Here is a 15252-nt window from a genome sequence, read left to right on the forward strand (position 1 = left end):
TGCCGTGAATCATAAAGACAACAAACTTATTTTTGACCGATCAGGTATCCGGAAAATCCTGATACGGGCTACCAACTGGCTCGGTGATGCGGTGATGACCCTGCCGGCTATCGGTACGGTCCGCGCTGCCTTTCCAGAGGCCAGGATCACTGTTCTTGCCAATCAGATGGTTGCCGGACTGTTCTTCACTCACCCTTGGGTGGATGAGGTGCTGATTTATGATAGAAAAGGTGCACACAAGGGAGTGGGAGGACGACTCAGGCTGGCAAAGGAGTTGCGGCAGCATGATTTCGACTTGGCCGTACTCCTCCCTGACTCATTCGATGGAGCTTTAATAGCCTGGTTGGCACGGGTCCCACGTCGCCTCGGCAACAGGAGCGATGGCAGGGGGATTCTCCTGACCCACGCCTTCCCGCTTGCGCTGCAACCCAAAGGAGTGCATCAGTCGGAAAACTATCTGGCAATGCTTGCCCATTTCGGGATTATTGCCGGGAAACAGCGCCAGCTGCTGTTCACTACCGATGCTGAGGATCTGGCTATGGCAGGACGGTTGGCCGAGGGGGGGATTGCAGCCGGAGACTTCCTTCTGGGTGTAAACCCTGGCGCAACCTATGGCTCAGCCAAGCGCTGGTATCCTGAGCGGTTTGCTGCAGTGGCCCGAGAGCTTGCATCAGCGTGGGGGGCAAAAATCGTCATAACCGGCGGGCCGGGTGAGACGGTCATTGCAGCGGATATCGAACGGGAGCTTGCCGGCAGCTGCATCAATATGGCCGGGAAGACCTCAGTCAGGGAGCTTATGGCATTGGTCAAGCGCTGCAACTTCTTTGTGACCAACGATTCCGGGCCGATGCACCTTGCCGCCGCTTTTGAGGTGCCTTTGGTGGCGATCTTCGGCTCCACGGATCACACGACCACCTACCCTCTGGCGCCGAACGCGGTGATTATCCGGCAAACCGTTGATTGTAGCCCATGCATGAAGCGGGAGTGCCCGACCGATCATCGATGTATGACAGCGGTAACGCCGGAGGCGGTGGTTGAGGCGGCAAAAAAGTTATTGTCACGTGTTACTGGTTGAAAATCAGCTACCGGATGGTTGATTTCAATCAATTTTGAACATTGACCTTATGGCGCTGCGTATGGATGTGCTTTGGAGAATGGTTTAGTGGGATTTCTGACAATATACATTCTCTGTCATAACAGGCCGGATTTCGCCAGGCAGACCATTCAATCAGTCTTAGGGCAGAGCTCTCAAGCGTTCGAGCTGATAGTATCCGACAACTCCAGTAATGACGACGTAGGTTTAATGTTGGGTGACGAGTTCCCTGATGTAACCTATATCCGCAGGGCTCCGATGCTTCAGCCTCTGGAACATTTCAACCGCTGCATAGAAGAAGCGCAAACCGATTATTTCTGTCTGTTCCACGACGATGACGTTATGAGTCAGGACTATGTTGAAGAGATGGAAAAGTGCCTTGAGGCTTATCCCCTGGCGATTGCACTTGGCTGCAATGCAAAGATAGAATCATTCGGAAAGCTAGAGGCGCGGAGCTCTTTCAGATCATTCCGGCAGCATGAAATTATTAAATCACCTCAAGATCTGGCACGTCGATACTTTTCCGGCGCTCAATCCGGGATTGCGCCGTTTCCCGGCTATCTCTACAACCGGCAACTGGTTGCCGACGAACGGTTGCCGGTTGAGGGTGGGAAATACGCCGATGTGACATGGCTTCTTAATCTTGCCGGCAAAGGTTCTGTCGTCTGGATCAATAAACCACTGATGACTTACCGGATACATGGCAGCAGCGACGGAACTGTCGAATCCCTGCGGGACCGGCTCCGGTTTCTCGGGTATCTCAAGAAGAATCGAACGATTTTGGGCAACGGAGTGTTGAGTGATTATCGCTCTTTCATTTACAAAAAGTTTCTTAAGTCCGAGATTGGCTCCTGTTCCAAAAGATATCTCCTGGCCGCCTCATTCCTGAAAAGCTACCGTTGGTCACGCTATGCGAGGGCCGATTACTGGATGGCCCTTGCAGTAAGGACAGTGGTCAAATTTGCGGCAACGTCATGAGTTGGCAATATTATATTATGACGATTAGCAGGAGTATCAACTTGCAAAGTATTCACTCTAACAGTCAGTCATGTCTAAAAAGAGGTGTCTTTCAATAGCGGACAAAGGCGGTTCATAGATTTATGGATTATAGCAAGTTATTTCGATGCTTCTCTCGTCGAGGGAAGATGCCCATCGTAGTTGTCTTTGAAGGTGGCATGGGTGCCCAGATTGTTCAATCTGCAGTTTACTTTTCGATGAAAGCGACCGGGCATATCGTTTATGCCGACATGTCGTACTTCGACAGTCCGAAAAACCTTGCACTGGTTGGCAATTCGGGGGAGATTATTTATCGACCCTGGCAACTTGAACCTTTCGGGTTGTTTACAGATTCTTTTGATGTTTCTCCTGGCCTCACCAGTAAAAATGCTGACATAATCAAAGATGGTGAGCGAATGTTGGCAATTGCTCTTAATGCGCTTGCTCAGCCCGAAATTCAGAGAAATTTTGCAATTCTGGACGATCTTAGCGATGTCCTTGCGGGCAACATCCCGGAGAGTTTTCTCTGTATGCATCTGCGACGTGGTGACTATGTCAATGTTGCAAGTCATCTATTAGTAGCGGACGATGAGTTCCTCGGTTTAATAAGAAAGTTTTCAAGATTGGTTGAAAATGTGGTAGTCATATCCGATTCTCCAATTGAGTCGGATTTTAGGAAAACAATATCACCAAATTTTAAGAAGGTCTTTTTCCTTGATAATATTGATGCATTTACATCACATCGGATCATGCGAAAAGCAATGGTTTTAATCTGTTCCAATAGCACTTTTAGTCTTACTGCTGCTGCGCTCAATTCTGATGCATTGGCAATTATCCCTAAACATTGGTTTGAAGGTAAGATTAGTTACATTGAGGCACCAATACACTCTAGGTGCTTTTTTCAAATCATTAAGAACAATATTGATCTATGAAAGACTAATGGGTACATTATTCTGAATAACGTCCTAAAATATATTAACTGCAAGAACATGCCTACCTAAATATTCTATAGATAAATACTGTCATTTATTAACATTAATGGAAAGGGTTAATGATGAGTATAATGCAAATTTATTCAGATTATAAAAGCAGACGCAAAGCACGTAAGGGGCTAAATAACGAGCATCGCGAGTGGATATTAAGGGGGTACGCATCACCAAGCCCTTCAGATATCAAAAGAAGAGTCTTGCTTCGTCTTGGGACAAAGAATGCAATATGGGTAGAGACAGGAACATTTATGGGAGATACCACGGCGTTAATTTCTGAAGGGTCTAAAGAGGTTTATACAATTGAACCTGATAATGTGTTGTTTGAGAAGGCAAATGCCAGGTTTCTCAATAATCCTTATATTCATGTGATACACGGTTTATCTGAAGACGTTTTCCCTACATTGCTTCCAACCTTGAGTGGAACAATTAATTTCTGGCTGGACGGGCACTATTCAGGCGGGATAACACATAAAGGTCCCACTGACTGCCCAGTTGTTGAAGAACTTCTGTGCATTGAGAAGAACCTTTCTAAGTTTAATAATGTAACCATTCTTATTGACGATATAAGATGTTTTGATCCATCGATCCCAGAATATGCGGATTACCCGGACATAAACTTTCTGGTAGATTGGGCCCGCAAAAATGCACTGAATTGGCACATTGAGCATGATATTTTTGTCGCGAGAAGTACTGTAAGTCATAATTCATATAGGGGCGATTAAGAGCATATATTATTTATGTGGAATCTATTACGGGCAATAAATAGGCTTACAACGTCCAGGCAAATAAAGAATGCCCGTTGCCTGGCGATAGCTCAACACATGGGTCTGGGCGATGTACTCGCATGCTTACCTCTGGCTGGTGTGCTCAAGGCTGCATATCCTCATCTGAAGATATGCTTCATAGGCAATTCCTATGTACGCCCGCTGATAGACTGCTGCCAGTATATTGACCTGCTTCTGGACGCAGAAACGGTTATTGCCGATCCCGGAATTCTAAAAAACCTCGGAGTTGATATCTTTCTAAATCCTTTTCCTGATCCGGAGCTTGCAATCGCTGCTTATAAAGCAAAAGTGTCGATTAGGGTGGGAAATCTGCGTCGGCTGAAAACAGCTCGTTATTGCAACCGCTTTGTTGCCTACAGGCGCCGCAGGTCTGGTCGTCACGAAATTGAACTAAACTTGGAAAACCTGGCAGGGCTTGGCTTGCCAGCGCATTACTCCAGGACGGAGATCGCCGGATATTTCGGCCTTACAAGGATACCTGAACTGAATCCTGGACTGAAAAATCTGCTAGTTTCTGACAAAATAAACATCATTCTCCATCCCAAATCCAGAATGCATGGTCGTGAGTGGCCCGCCCGCCATTATCTGGAGCTAGCGCGGCTGTTGCCAAAAGACAGGTTCCGAATTTTTATCACCGGAATTGACAGTGAAGGTGAGGTATTGCGCAAGGAAATCCCTGAACTGTTTGAATCTACAGATGTTATTGATCTTTGCGGGAAAACGACCTTGGAACAGTCAATTGCTTTCATTGCATATTCAGACGGACTTATTGCCAGTGGTACCGGTCCGTTACACATTGCAGCAGCTATGGGAAAGCATGCGTTGGGGATTTTTCCGCCACGTGACGAGATCGATCCGGCTCACTGGGGGCCTATTGGCATAAAAGGCCAATTCATCTGTCTTAAGGAGCGCTGCAAGCCAGGTGGGAGCCGTTGCCCCGATGGCAACATTGTCGGATCCTGTGCCTGTACCGAAGCCATAACTCCTGAGCAGGTTTTCGAAAGGGTCATAATGTGGGAGAGGTGACAGCATATGCTTTAGTGGTTTGGTGGTAATTAGCGTGCAATGGCCACTTCACATAATTGAACCAACCCTGGTGAGCGATGCTGGGCACTGTTCCAGTTTCATCCAAAGCATCTGTTCTTCTGCAGACAGATCAGCCGCAATTACTCTTTGGGCAGGCAAGGGATACTGCTCAAACGTCCTTCCTTTGTCGGTTCAGGTAAAGGGGCATTTTTACCGGCGCCTGAGGCGGGTGCAGGGTTATTTCCTGTACCGGGCCTTACTGCAGCAACCAGGTAGGTTATTTATTGCCACCGCAGGACGAACGGATCTTTTGCTCCTGGATTGGGCGGCGAGAAGCGAAATACCAAGAGGAAAGGTGTTTTGCTTTTTTCACTGGCTCAATCTTAACCTGAAAAAGCAGGGGCAGCTCTCCCGCATTGCCCGGCGTCAACCGGCACTTGACCTGCTTGCGCCGACAGAGCTCGTTGCGGAGCAGTTGCGTGAGTGCGGATTCCACAATGTCCAGGTGGCTCCTTACCCGATAACCCCCTCTGCAATGTCCGACGCTGAGCAGGAGCCGCAGTTCAGATTTATCCTCAGTGCCGGGGCAGCGCGTGCAGACAAGGGGATAGCGGATGTCGCCTCATTTGTCGAACATCTTGCGGCCAGCGGGGAAGCCATCCCGATAGTCGTGCAGACATCCCCCGATCATTACAACAAGTGCGATGATACGACCCGCAAGGCTCTGGAGCGTCTTGTTGCGCTGGGTTATCCGTCACTGAGCTTCAAATCTGAGACATTGCCGACGGCCGAGTATCAGAGCCTCTTTCACGGGGCTATTTGTCTTCAGCTCTATAATCAAAAGGATTTTAGAGACCGCGTCAGCGGCGTCACCCTTGACGCAATGAGTGGCGGAGCACCGGTGGTTACCCTGACCGGGACCTGGATAGCGGCTGTGGTAGAGCGGTTCTCTGCGGGAAAAGTTCTGGAGAAAGCTGACCCGCTCGCCATTCTGGCGGCAATACGCCACATCATGGCGAATTATGAGTCCTATCAGAAAAATGCCCGTCAGGCCGGGAACATTCTTCAGGTCGAAAACAGCGGAGAGCACCTGTACCGGGTGCTGACTGCATGAACCTGCGCGAGGCAACCTGTGGCTGAATCTCGAAAACTATCTGTTGTGATCATCGCCCTGAATGAGTCTCGCCGCATCGCTGGCTGCCTGGAGAGTGTTCAATGGGCAGACGATATCGTAGTGGTGGATTCTGGAAGCACGGACGGCACTGTTGAGCTTGCCCGCAACTACGGGGCAAGGGTTCATGATGTCCCCTGGATAGGGTTCGGGCCGCAGAAGCAGGCTGCTGTGAACCTTGCTGCTTACGACATGGTGTTTAATATTGATTGTGATGAACGGGTGACTCCGGAACTGGCTGAAGAGATCAAGCAGATTCTCGCTAGCGACGAAAAGAAAGCCGCCTATTCGGTGCCGCGCCGCACCTTTCTTGGCCTCAACGAGATTCGCCACTGTGGTTGGTATCCTGACCGGACAGTACGGTTGTTCGACAGGCGCATGGCCAGTTTCTCCTCGGAGCTTGTACATGAGAAGGTTGTTGTGAATGGGGAAACCGGCATATGTCATGGCGAGCTTTTGCATTACTCGTTTGACGGTTTCAGCGATCTCATCGTCAAAATGAACCGCTATACGGACATCGGTGCTGCCCAGCTTCTCGCCAGAGGTAAGAAGAGCTGTTTCAGCCAGGTCGTTTTCAGGCCACTGTATGCGTTCAGCAAAACCTTTTTTCTTCAGAAGGGGTTTCTTGACGGATTTGCCGGATTTGCCGTTGCTGTATCCAATGCCGTGTCGGTGTTTTACAAGTACGCAAAACTTCGCGAACTGCAACATGCGAAATCGGAGAAGAACCGTGAAGCCTCCTGAGTCCATACTGATCGTCTGCATCCGCCTGATCGGCGACGTGATTCTGACGACCCCACTCATTGGCCTGCTCAAGGAGGCTTATCCTGAGGCGGCAATCGATATCCTGGTAGGGAAAGGCACCGGCGAGTTCCTGGAGAAAGACCCGCGCGTGCGTCGTGTGCTTTATTCGGAAAAGGGTGGCAAGGGGTATTTCCGGGAGATATTTCGTCGCTACGATCTGGCGATAAACATGAACGCGTCGGACAGGGGTAATTCGGCAGTGCTGTTTGCCGGCCGGCGGCAGCGTGTCGGATTCTACCTGGGGCGGTCGTTTTGGAAAGATGTCTGGAAAAGGCTTTTTTTTACTCATTCTTTGGAATTCCAGGAGAATATTCCGGTTGCCAGGTATTGCGAGTTGGTGGCCGATGCCCTGAGCATTCCGGGGAAGCGGCTGCAGGTGAAAGTCTTCTGGGACGCAACTGACGAGTCAAAAGTGTCCGCTATCCTCAAGGGGCATAACTGCGCCACTCCATTTTTTGTGGTACACCCCTTTGCGCGCTGGATCTATAAATACTGGAAATTCGATCGCTTTGCCGCTGTCAGTGACGCCATTGCCGAGCGGTATGGCCTGCAGCCGGTCTGGACTTCTTCCCCGGCGGCTGAAGAGAAAAGGCTTTTGAACGAGGCTGCCGACCTGTGCCGCACCAGACCGGTATTGATAGCCGGCGAGTTGACACTCAACCAGATGACCTGTCTTATCAGCCGCGCCGCATTTTATCTGGGACTCGACACTGCGGTGACCCATCTTGCCGCAAGCACTGGAATTCCGATGGTTGCCCTGTATGGCCCGACTTTCACATCTCGTTGGTTTCCCTGGCATAATGACGGTGACCCCGCTCAGGGTTCCCCTGAAACGAGAGGGGTGCTTCAACGTGGCAACATTGTGGTACTGCAGAAAGATCTGGAATGCGTGCCGTGCGGCAAGGCCGGGTGTGATGATGGCGGAGATGCAGAAAGCCCCTGTCTGGCAGCGATAGGTGTCGATGAGGTACTGATGGCTGTCGGCCTGCTCCTGAAAGATGAAGCTGTGGCACGGTCAGTTATTGAGGAGAAGATGAAGCATGTCTGAACAGTTGCCCAAGTTGGCAGGCCAGAAGTGGCTCATTATTTCGCACGCCTTTAACATGGATGGCCGTGCTGCTAGCCAGACCATCACGGACAAGATCCCTTACCTGATGGAAAAGGGGATCGTGCCGGTAGTTATCAGTGCCCAGACCGGGGAGAGAGACACTGTGGTGGAGCATTATCAAGTCCCGGCTATTGCCCCTTCGGGATTAAAGTTCGACCTGCGGCATATTCTGAAAAAGCATATTCGCAGCCCTTTCTGGTATCGTGCTGCAAAGGGATTGGCAAACGTTATCTTGCTCCCTCTTTACTTTATAGAAAGGGCGATGATTCATCTGGAGAGCCAATGGTCATGGTTTGTCATGGCCTATCTCAAGGGGAGCCGCATCATTAATGAGCAGCACCCTGCCGTCATCTACTCAACCGGCGGCGCCAATTCTGCTCATTTTGCCGGATACCTGCTGGCCAGGAAATTTTCCATCCCCTGGATTGCAGAGCTGCATGATCCGATGATCCATGGTGACTGGCGCGGGACCGCCATGGCTTATAAATGGGCGGCATACCTGGAGCGCCTGATCTGTGAGAAGGCTGATGCAGCCTGGTGGTTTACTGAGGGAGCCTTGGCCAAGGCGATGGCAAGAAACCCGGAGTTAGGCGATCGCGGTCATATGATAATTCCGGGTGTTCAGGAGCCGGATTTCCAGGGCGCCATCTATCGCCGCCAGGAGAAACTGCACTTTGGCCATTTTGGTTCTTTGGCTGAAACTAGAAATCTCGCTGTTTTCATTGAAGGGCTGTATCGATTGCTGCAGGATTATCCCGACTATAAACAGTTGGTACAGGTCGATATTTACGGTTCGCGTCTTGATCCGGTATCGCGAACGGCGCTCCAGCAGTTTCCCTTGCCGGAGGTCGTTGTTGAGCATGGCCGGCTTGAGAGTGACCCCGTGACTGGTAAAAGCGGTCGCCAGCAGGTTCTGGAGGCGATGCGCATGTCAGATGCCTTGATCCTGTTGCATGGCAGCGACCCTTTCTGTGAAGAATACATCCCGTCCAAGCTGTTTGAATACCTCTGGTCCAAGCGGCCGATTATCGGTTTGGTGTGGAAGAATCCCCAACTAGAAGAGATCCTCCGGCAGCGGGGGCAGATTTCTCTCAATGCCCTTGATGTGGAAGGGGTGAAAGCGGCCCTGCTTGCGCTGCTGAAAAAGTGGCAAGCAGGTCAATTACATGACTGCGAAACTCTGGCTCCATTTACAGTGCAGAGCGCGGTCGAGAAAATAACGAAGATTGTCGCGGCAGTTTCAGGCACCTCTCAGAACCAGGAACACAGGCCGGTGTAATGGATACTATTGTCTTATTCTGTAAATCATACAAAAACGATTTGTTGCGTGCGAAACGTCTGGCTGAGAGTGTGCAGCAGTTCAATAAAGACTCGCTCCCTTTTTATCTTTCCGTTCCCAGAGACGATTTAACCCTGTTTCGTGAACACCTGGCCGGTATTGAACTTACCCTGCTTGCAGATGAAGAGATTTTGTCGGCCAATCCTCAGCACAGCGAGTCTCTGATCGCTAAGATGCCGGGTAATCACCTGCAGCAGGTCGTGAAGTCTGAGTTCTGGCGGTTGGGATTATGCCTGAATTACCTCATGATTGATTCTGACTCCTACTTCATTCGGAGTTTTGGGATCAGCGATTTCATGTATGACGACGTCACTCCATACACTGTTATGCATGAAGGGAAGGAACTGCTGGGGTTTGCCGCAAGGAGTGGGCAGGCAAAGATCAGGAGAAACTTCATCAAGGACCGGGCTGCGGCCCAAAACTATTTTGGACGTCCCGGCCGGATCTATGACTTTGGGCCGACTCCTATCATTTGTCATGCCGATGTTTGGAAGAGGCTTAGCGAAGATTACGGCAGAGCGCACGGGTTGAGTTTTGCAGAGATGATTACCCTGTTTCCCAATGAAATGCTCTGGTATGGCGAGGCGCTTCTTTATTACAAACCGATCCCGATTATGCCGGTAGAGCCGCTTTTCAAAGTATTTCACTATATTGAGCAATATGAAGAGAGTCTTGCCTTAATGGAAAACGAAAAAGTTCTTGCAGAGAATTACCTGGGCATTATAAATCAATCCAACTGGGATAAAGCATTAGATCTAATCCCTAAGAAAAAAAGAAGCTGGAAGTCATTGTGGCTGAAGCGATAAACCGGTGTAGGCAGATGTGCAGTGCAGAGTTATTGATATGCGTATATTGATCGTAAAAATGAGCGCCCTGGGGGACGTGATCCATGCCCTGCCGGTGCTGGATTATCTGCACCAGGTCCGTCCCGGGATAGAGATCGGCTGGGTTGTCGAGGAGCGATTCCGGGAGCTGCTGGAGGGGAACCCGCTGGTTGCCCATCTCCATCTCATCAGGACCAGGGAGTGGAAGAAGCGGCCCTTGTCCCGCCAGACCTGGAAAGAGGCGTCCCGGCTGCGCGAGGAGATAGTGGCGTGCGGCTACGACATCGTGTTCGATCTGCAGACCAACACCAAGAGCGGTATAGTTGCCTGGCTTTCCGGGGCTCCCCGCCGGGTGGGCGTTGCGCCTGACCAGGCCCGCGAACCGTTGAACCGTTATTTCATGACATCGTCGGTGAATATCAGGCGGCAGGATTATCACGTCACCGACCGGTGCCTGCGTATCGTCTCCACTGCTTTTGGCCGTGATTACGCCGGGATGCAGCTCTCAACAGACATTCATACCGGCAGTGCGGAAGAGGGTGAGGCCGAGGCTTATCTCGCCACCCTTGGTGACGGTTTTGCCGTACTGATCCATCCGGGGACTACCTGGGGCACTAAGCTGTGGCATGAGGATGGCTGGGTTGAACTAGGGCAAAGGATCCTGGCGGAATTTCCCGACAGTTCCATCCTGTTGTCGTCGGCAGGAAATGCGGAACGGGCCATGGTTGAGACCATTGCTGCGAGGGTGGGGGGGCAGTCCAGAGTGCTCCCTGCCATGTCGTTGAAACGACTCGCCGCTGTCATGCGCAAGGTCGATCTGGTGGTCGGTTGCGACAGCGGTCCGGTTCATATGGCAGCGGCAGTCGGCACCCCGACGCTCTCGCTCTACCGTGCTACTGACGGCAAACGTACCGGGCCGCGGGGGGAGTCGCATATTACGGTACAGTCGCCTTTGCCCTGTACCGATTGCCTTAACAAGCAGTGTGATAACGACCAGGAGTGCCGTTCAAGCATTGCGGTGGGTACCATGATCGAAGGGGTGCGGAAACTGCTTCACAAGACCACCGACGACGGGCAGTTGTAATGAAAATTGCCATTGTCCGCCTCTCTTCCCTGGGAGATATTGTTTTCTGCATGGCCTCGCTCCAGCTGATTCGCCGCAGGTTCCCCGATGCCGAGATCACCTGGGTCGCTGATGCGAAGTTTGCCGACATCCTTGATTGCAACTCGGACCTGCAGCGGGTTGTCAAGCTTGGGCTCAAAGGGCTGAAAGGGCGCTTGACCATCGCCGGGTTACGGGCGGAGCTGCAAAAACTCAGCGGCCTCGGCCCGTTCGATCTTGTCATTGATATGCACGGCATGCTGAAGTCAGCCTTAGTCTCCCGGCTGCTGGGGGGACCTGTTTCCGGTCTCCACCCGAGCATTGCCAAAGAACCGTTGGCAACAGCCGTTTACCGGCAAAGGGTGCGAATCCCTAAGGATGTGATCGGTGTTGCCCGCTATGCCGGTCTGGCCGCCGCAGCCTTGGGTTTCGAGTTAAACCAAACAGAATTGGCGGACCACTCACCATACCTGTTTGCCGGAGCTGAAGACCGGGCGGCAGTCAGCGGCTATTTTGCCGGCACCGGTCCCCATCTGTTGCTGGTGGCCGGGACCAGCATCGGCTACAAGAATTACCCTGCTGAAGGCTTTGCCGAAGTGGCAGCCGGGCTTGATGCCAAGGTTCTCATCTGCCACGGCAACGAACAGGAAGAGGCAACAGCTCAGGCAATAGCGCAGCGTGCGCCAAACGTATCGCTGCTTCCCCGGTTGACCATCAACCGGCTCAAGGCGGCAATCGGACTGGCCGATCTGGTGATCGGCGGCGATACCGGGCCAACTCACATGGCATGGGCGATGAACGTGCCGTCAATCGCCCTGTTCGGCGCCACGCCATCTAATTGCATCGTAGCCACAGAGCGAAACCGGGTTATCACCTCTGCCAGTCCCGCCAATTACGGCAGGCCAAACCCGGCAGACCTTTCCATTCGCAGCATCCCGCCGGCAGACATTGTGCGGGTTGCCAAAGAGCTTCTTGGAAAATATTACGAGGAGAAGAGATGAAACCGAATCTTATCGACCTTTCAGGGGTCAAGACATATCCGCTCTCTGAGCGGAAAAACAAGACGATCATGAGCCGGGACAAGTCCGGAGAGGTACGGCCGGGGATGACCGTGGCCGAGCTCCTGTCAGTCATGCCCGATCAGTTGGGCTCGCAGGCACTTAATGGGGTCATTGACGCCATTGTGTCAGCCAGGCAGAAGGGGAAGCCGGTGATCATGGCGATGGGGGCCCATGTTATCAAATGCGGCTTGCAGCCGGTGCTGAAGAGCCTGGTGGAGGCGGATGTCATCACCGCCTTTGCCCTGAACGGCGCCGGATCGATCCATGATTACGAGATCTCGCTCATTGGCGAGACCAGCGAGGATGTCGGCGCGGTGCTCCATGCCGGGCTGTTCGGCATGGCCGAGGAGACCGGGCGCGATATCAACGGCGCTCTGAAAGAGGGCGTTGCGCTGGGGTTAGGGTACGGCGAGTCGGTCGGCCGGTTCATCAATGCCAACAACAACCCGCATCGCGGCTGGAGCCTCCTGTCCCTGTGCGAGGAGCGCGGGGTGCCGGTGACCGTGCATGTTGCCGTCGGCACCGACATCATTCACCAGCATGCCTCGGCTGACGGTGCTGTTATCGGTGAGGCGAGCTTTCGTGACTTCCGGCTGCTGACCTCGATAGTCTCAGAGCTTGGTGACGGTGGCGTCTATCTCAACGTGGGGAGCGCCGTGCTGCTGCCGGAGGTATTCCTCAAGGCACTTTCCATCGCCCAGAACCTGGGACACCACGTGGATAACTTCACCACGGTCAACATGGACATGCAGCAGCATTACCGGCCACTGCAGAACGTGGTGAAGCGCCCCACGGCCGGCAAGAGCATGGGGTATACCATTACCGGGCATCACGAGATCATGCTGCCGCTGCTGGCAGCCGGTGTCCTCGATCGGATAGGGAGTTGCCATGGATAGAAGAGCGGTTGAATCATTATTTGCCGGCGCCGGGGAGATTCGGGCCCTGGTGGTTGGTGATCTGATGCTGGACGAATACCTCTGGGGCAAGGCGGACCGCATTTCCCCGGAGGCGCCGGTACAGGTGGTGGATATAAAACGCGAGGAATTACGGCTCGGCGGGGCAGGCAACGTCGTCAACAACCTGGTTGCCCTGGGATGCCGGGTTACGGCGTGCAGCATCATCGGCGACGATGAGAACGGCCAGATGCTGCTGGAGGCGTTTACCTCCCGCGGGGTCGATACTGCCGGGGTTTTCGTCGATCCGGCGCGCAAGACCAGCAAGAAGACCCGGGTGCTGGCATCCAACCAGCAGATCGTCAGGATCGACCGGGAGACACGGGGCGCGATCAGCGCCGAGAGCGAACGGCGTCTGGTGGAATATATCCGCAGTGCCGCCACAGGGTGCCGGGTCATTCTCGTTTCCGATTACCTGAAGGGGGTGCTTACCTCCGGAGTTCTTGCGGCAATCGTGGAATTCGGCAGGGGCGCCGGAATCCCGGTGGTGGTTGACCCCAAGGGCACTGACTATGGCCGTTACAGCGGCGTTACCATTCTTACTCCTAACAGGAAAGAGGCCGAGGCTGCCACCGGCATTGCCATCAGCGATGAGGCATCTCTGGGCCTGGCTGCCAAGCAACTCCTCGACGGTGCAGCCCTTGATGCGCTGCTGATAACCAGGAGCGAGCAGGGGATGTCGCTGTTCATGGGCGATGGCGAGATCGAGCATATCCCGACCGTGGCCCGCGAGGTTTTTGACGTCACCGGCGCCGGCGATACGGTGCTGGCGGTGCTGGGGCTGGCGCTTGCCGGAGGGATGCCGTTCAGTGAGTCAGCCAGACTGGCCAATGTGGCCGCCGGTATTGCCGTTGCCAAGGTCGGGACATCAACGGTCACCCCTGCGGAGATCATTGCCGAGGTCGGCCGGGGGCATCTTGACAGCGACTCCAAGATCAAGCATCTCGATGTCATGCGCCGGATCACCGATGAAGCCCGGGCGCGGGGGCAGCGGATTGTCTTTACCAACGGCTGCTTTGACCTGATCCATTTCGGTCATGTCAAATACCTGCAGAAGGCGCGGTCGTTGGGAGACCTGCTGGTGCTGGGGCTGAACAGCGATGCTTCTGTCAGACGGCTGAAAGGGGAGAAACGCCCCCTGATCAACCAGGACGAACGGGCGCATCTCCTGGCAGCCCTGGACTGTGTCGATTATGTGGTGATTTTCGACGATGACACCCCGTTGCACCTGATAGAAGCGGTCCGGCCGAATATCCTGGTCAAGGGGGGCGATTATACCCGTGAGGGCGTGGTCGGCCACGAGCAGGTGGAGTCGTGGGGCGGCAGGGTAGAACTGGTCGAGTTCGTTGACGGCAGGTCTACCTCAGGGATTATTGAGAAGATTGTCGAGCGCTATGGCGAATAATGAACGTTGACAGTTCATTAGACTCTCTAGTATGGTTACAAGGTAATTTCCATCCGGATCAAAGGGTCACTACGCAATTCATGAACAGAGCTGTCATCGCAATCCTGGTAATTGTCTCTCTGATCGCTTCTGTGGTCGGCGGGCTCTGTTCCGACGTGCATCCCGATGCTCACTGTTCGCTTGAAGCGGGCAGCTCCTGCGCAAAAATCAGCAAAGCCCCCTGCAGCAGCACCCCGTGTAACCCGGATCACGACGGCCATTCCGACGACGGTCATTGCGACGACTGTTGCGGTTGTTCCTGCAATAGGTCCGTTGTTTCTACTGTGGTTTATCTGCACTACTCACCCCTGGTAACAACCCTCTCCGGCAATGAGCCGTCATCGGTTTTTCCCGAAGTATTCATCCCCAAATTCGTTCCGCCTGAAAGTCTCGCCTAACCTGAGCCAAGGCATAGCCACGTCTTGAGCCTCGGGGAGTGGTCCGTTCGTTGTCATAGGACCACTGATCTGCATTTGACAAGCAACTGCTGACACGCACTACATTAATTCAAAAATGGGAGGTTATCACTTTGGGAACAACTGTTCTTACTAGAGGAG

General features: G+C 53.0%; 15 protein-coding genes. All 15 read left to right on the forward strand.

Annotated features, from left to right (window positions below):
• Positions 1 to 4 precede the first annotated feature (4 nt).
• Positions 5 to 1075, forward strand: coding sequence for a lipopolysaccharide heptosyltransferase II (gene waaF / locus KI809_RS14670; RefSeq protein ID WP_337833321.1), 1071 nt, complete (start codon positions 5 to 7; stop codon positions 1073 to 1075).
• Positions 1076 to 1162: 87 nt separating this feature from the next.
• A complete protein-coding gene (locus KI809_RS14675) occupies positions 1163 to 2071 on the forward strand; it encodes a glycosyltransferase family 2 protein (protein ID WP_214172333.1) in 909 nt (302 codons plus the stop codon).
• 167 nt (positions 2072 to 2238) lie between these two features.
• Positions 2239 to 3021: an alpha-1,2-fucosyltransferase gene (locus KI809_RS14680; RefSeq protein WP_214172334.1), complete on the forward strand. Its 783-nt coding sequence runs from the start codon at positions 2239 to 2241 to the stop codon at positions 3019 to 3021.
• A 119-nt stretch (positions 3022 to 3140) separates the two neighbouring features.
• Positions 3141 to 3800 (forward strand): class I SAM-dependent methyltransferase, encoded by a 660-nt coding sequence (locus tag KI809_RS14685; RefSeq protein WP_214172335.1) that lies wholly within the window; start codon positions 3141 to 3143, stop codon positions 3798 to 3800.
• A 363-nt stretch (positions 3801 to 4163) separates the two neighbouring features.
• Positions 4164 to 4889 (forward strand): glycosyltransferase family 9 protein, encoded by a 726-nt coding sequence (locus KI809_RS14690; protein WP_214172336.1) that lies wholly within the window; start codon positions 4164 to 4166, stop codon positions 4887 to 4889.
• A gap of 355 nt (positions 4890 to 5244) precedes the next feature.
• On the forward strand, positions 5245 to 6003 hold the full coding sequence (locus KI809_RS14695) for a glycosyltransferase (RefSeq protein ID WP_214172337.1): 759 nt from the start codon (positions 5245 to 5247) through the stop codon (positions 6001 to 6003).
• Between the two features lie 18 nt (positions 6004 to 6021).
• Positions 6022 to 6804, forward strand: a complete 783-nt coding sequence (locus KI809_RS14700; RefSeq protein ID WP_214172338.1) for a glycosyltransferase family 2 protein — start codon at positions 6022 to 6024, stop codon at positions 6802 to 6804.
• Positions 6791 to 7912: a glycosyltransferase family 9 protein gene (locus KI809_RS14705; RefSeq protein WP_337833322.1), complete on the forward strand. Its 1122-nt coding sequence runs from the start codon at positions 6791 to 6793 to the stop codon at positions 7910 to 7912. Before KI809_RS14700 ends, KI809_RS14705 begins: the two co-directional genes overlap by 14 nt.
• Positions 7905 to 9251, forward strand: a complete 1347-nt coding sequence (locus tag KI809_RS14710) for a glycosyltransferase family protein (protein WP_214172340.1) — start codon at positions 7905 to 7907, stop codon at positions 9249 to 9251. The genes KI809_RS14705 and KI809_RS14710 overlap by 8 nt, the downstream gene beginning before the upstream one ends.
• Positions 9251 to 10117 (forward strand): DUF6492 family protein, encoded by an 867-nt coding sequence (locus KI809_RS14715; RefSeq protein WP_214172341.1) that lies wholly within the window; start codon positions 9251 to 9253, stop codon positions 10115 to 10117. The genes KI809_RS14710 and KI809_RS14715 overlap by 1 nt, the downstream gene beginning before the upstream one ends.
• Positions 10118 to 10154: 37 nt before the next feature.
• Positions 10155 to 11219: a lipopolysaccharide heptosyltransferase I gene (gene waaC / locus KI809_RS14720; protein ID WP_214172342.1), complete on the forward strand. Its 1065-nt coding sequence runs from the start codon at positions 10155 to 10157 to the stop codon at positions 11217 to 11219.
• Positions 11219 to 12238, forward strand: coding sequence for a lipopolysaccharide heptosyltransferase I (gene waaC / locus KI809_RS14725; protein ID WP_214172343.1), 1020 nt, complete (start codon positions 11219 to 11221; stop codon positions 12236 to 12238). The genes waaC (KI809_RS14720) and waaC (KI809_RS14725) overlap by 1 nt, the downstream gene beginning before the upstream one ends.
• On the forward strand, positions 12235 to 13194 hold the full coding sequence (locus KI809_RS14730; protein WP_214172344.1) for a GSU2086 family protein: 960 nt from the start codon (positions 12235 to 12237) through the stop codon (positions 13192 to 13194). The genes waaC (KI809_RS14725) and KI809_RS14730 overlap by 4 nt, the downstream gene beginning before the upstream one ends.
• Positions 13187 to 14656, forward strand: coding sequence for a D-glycero-beta-D-manno-heptose-7-phosphate kinase (gene rfaE1, locus KI809_RS14735; RefSeq protein WP_214172345.1), 1470 nt, complete (start codon positions 13187 to 13189; stop codon positions 14654 to 14656). The genes KI809_RS14730 and rfaE1 overlap by 8 nt, the downstream gene beginning before the upstream one ends.
• Positions 14657 to 14736: 80 nt before the next feature.
• Entirely contained in the window at positions 14737 to 15093 is a 357-nt protein-coding gene (locus KI809_RS14740; RefSeq protein WP_214172346.1) for a hypothetical protein, read from the forward strand.
• Positions 15094 to 15252: the final 159 nt, after the last annotated feature.

It is taken from the genome of Geoanaerobacter pelophilus, assembly GCF_018476885.1.
GTDB lineage: Bacteria > Desulfobacterota > Desulfuromonadia > Geobacterales > DSM-12255 > Geoanaerobacter > Geoanaerobacter pelophilus.

Excerpts from the sequence above, each read along its gene's own strand:
- KI809_RS14680 (WP_214172334.1), top strand. The coding sequence starts at position 2,239 with ATGCCCATCGTAGTTGTCTTTGAAGGTGGCATGGGTGCCCAGATTGTT.
- KI809_RS14685 (WP_214172335.1), top strand. The coding sequence starts at position 3,141 with ATGATGAGTATAATGCAAATTTATTCAGATTATAAAAGCAGACGCAAA.
- KI809_RS14710 (WP_214172340.1), top strand. The coding sequence starts at position 7,905 with ATGTCTGAACAGTTGCCCAAGTTGGCAGGCCAGAAGTGGCTCATTATT.
- KI809_RS14715 (WP_214172341.1), top strand. The coding sequence starts at position 9,251 with ATGGATACTATTGTCTTATTCTGTAAATCATACAAAAACGATTTGTTG.
- waaC (WP_214172342.1), top strand. The coding sequence starts at position 10,155 with ATGCGTATATTGATCGTAAAAATGAGCGCCCTGGGGGACGTGATCCAT.
- waaC (WP_214172343.1), top strand. The coding sequence starts at position 11,219 with ATGAAAATTGCCATTGTCCGCCTCTCTTCCCTGGGAGATATTGTTTTC.
- KI809_RS14730 (WP_214172344.1), top strand. The coding sequence starts at position 12,235 with ATGAAACCGAATCTTATCGACCTTTCAGGGGTCAAGACATATCCGCTC.
- rfaE1 (WP_214172345.1), top strand. The coding sequence starts at position 13,187 with ATGGATAGAAGAGCGGTTGAATCATTATTTGCCGGCGCCGGGGAGATT.
- KI809_RS14740 (WP_214172346.1), top strand. The coding sequence starts at position 14,737 with ATGAACAGAGCTGTCATCGCAATCCTGGTAATTGTCTCTCTGATCGCT.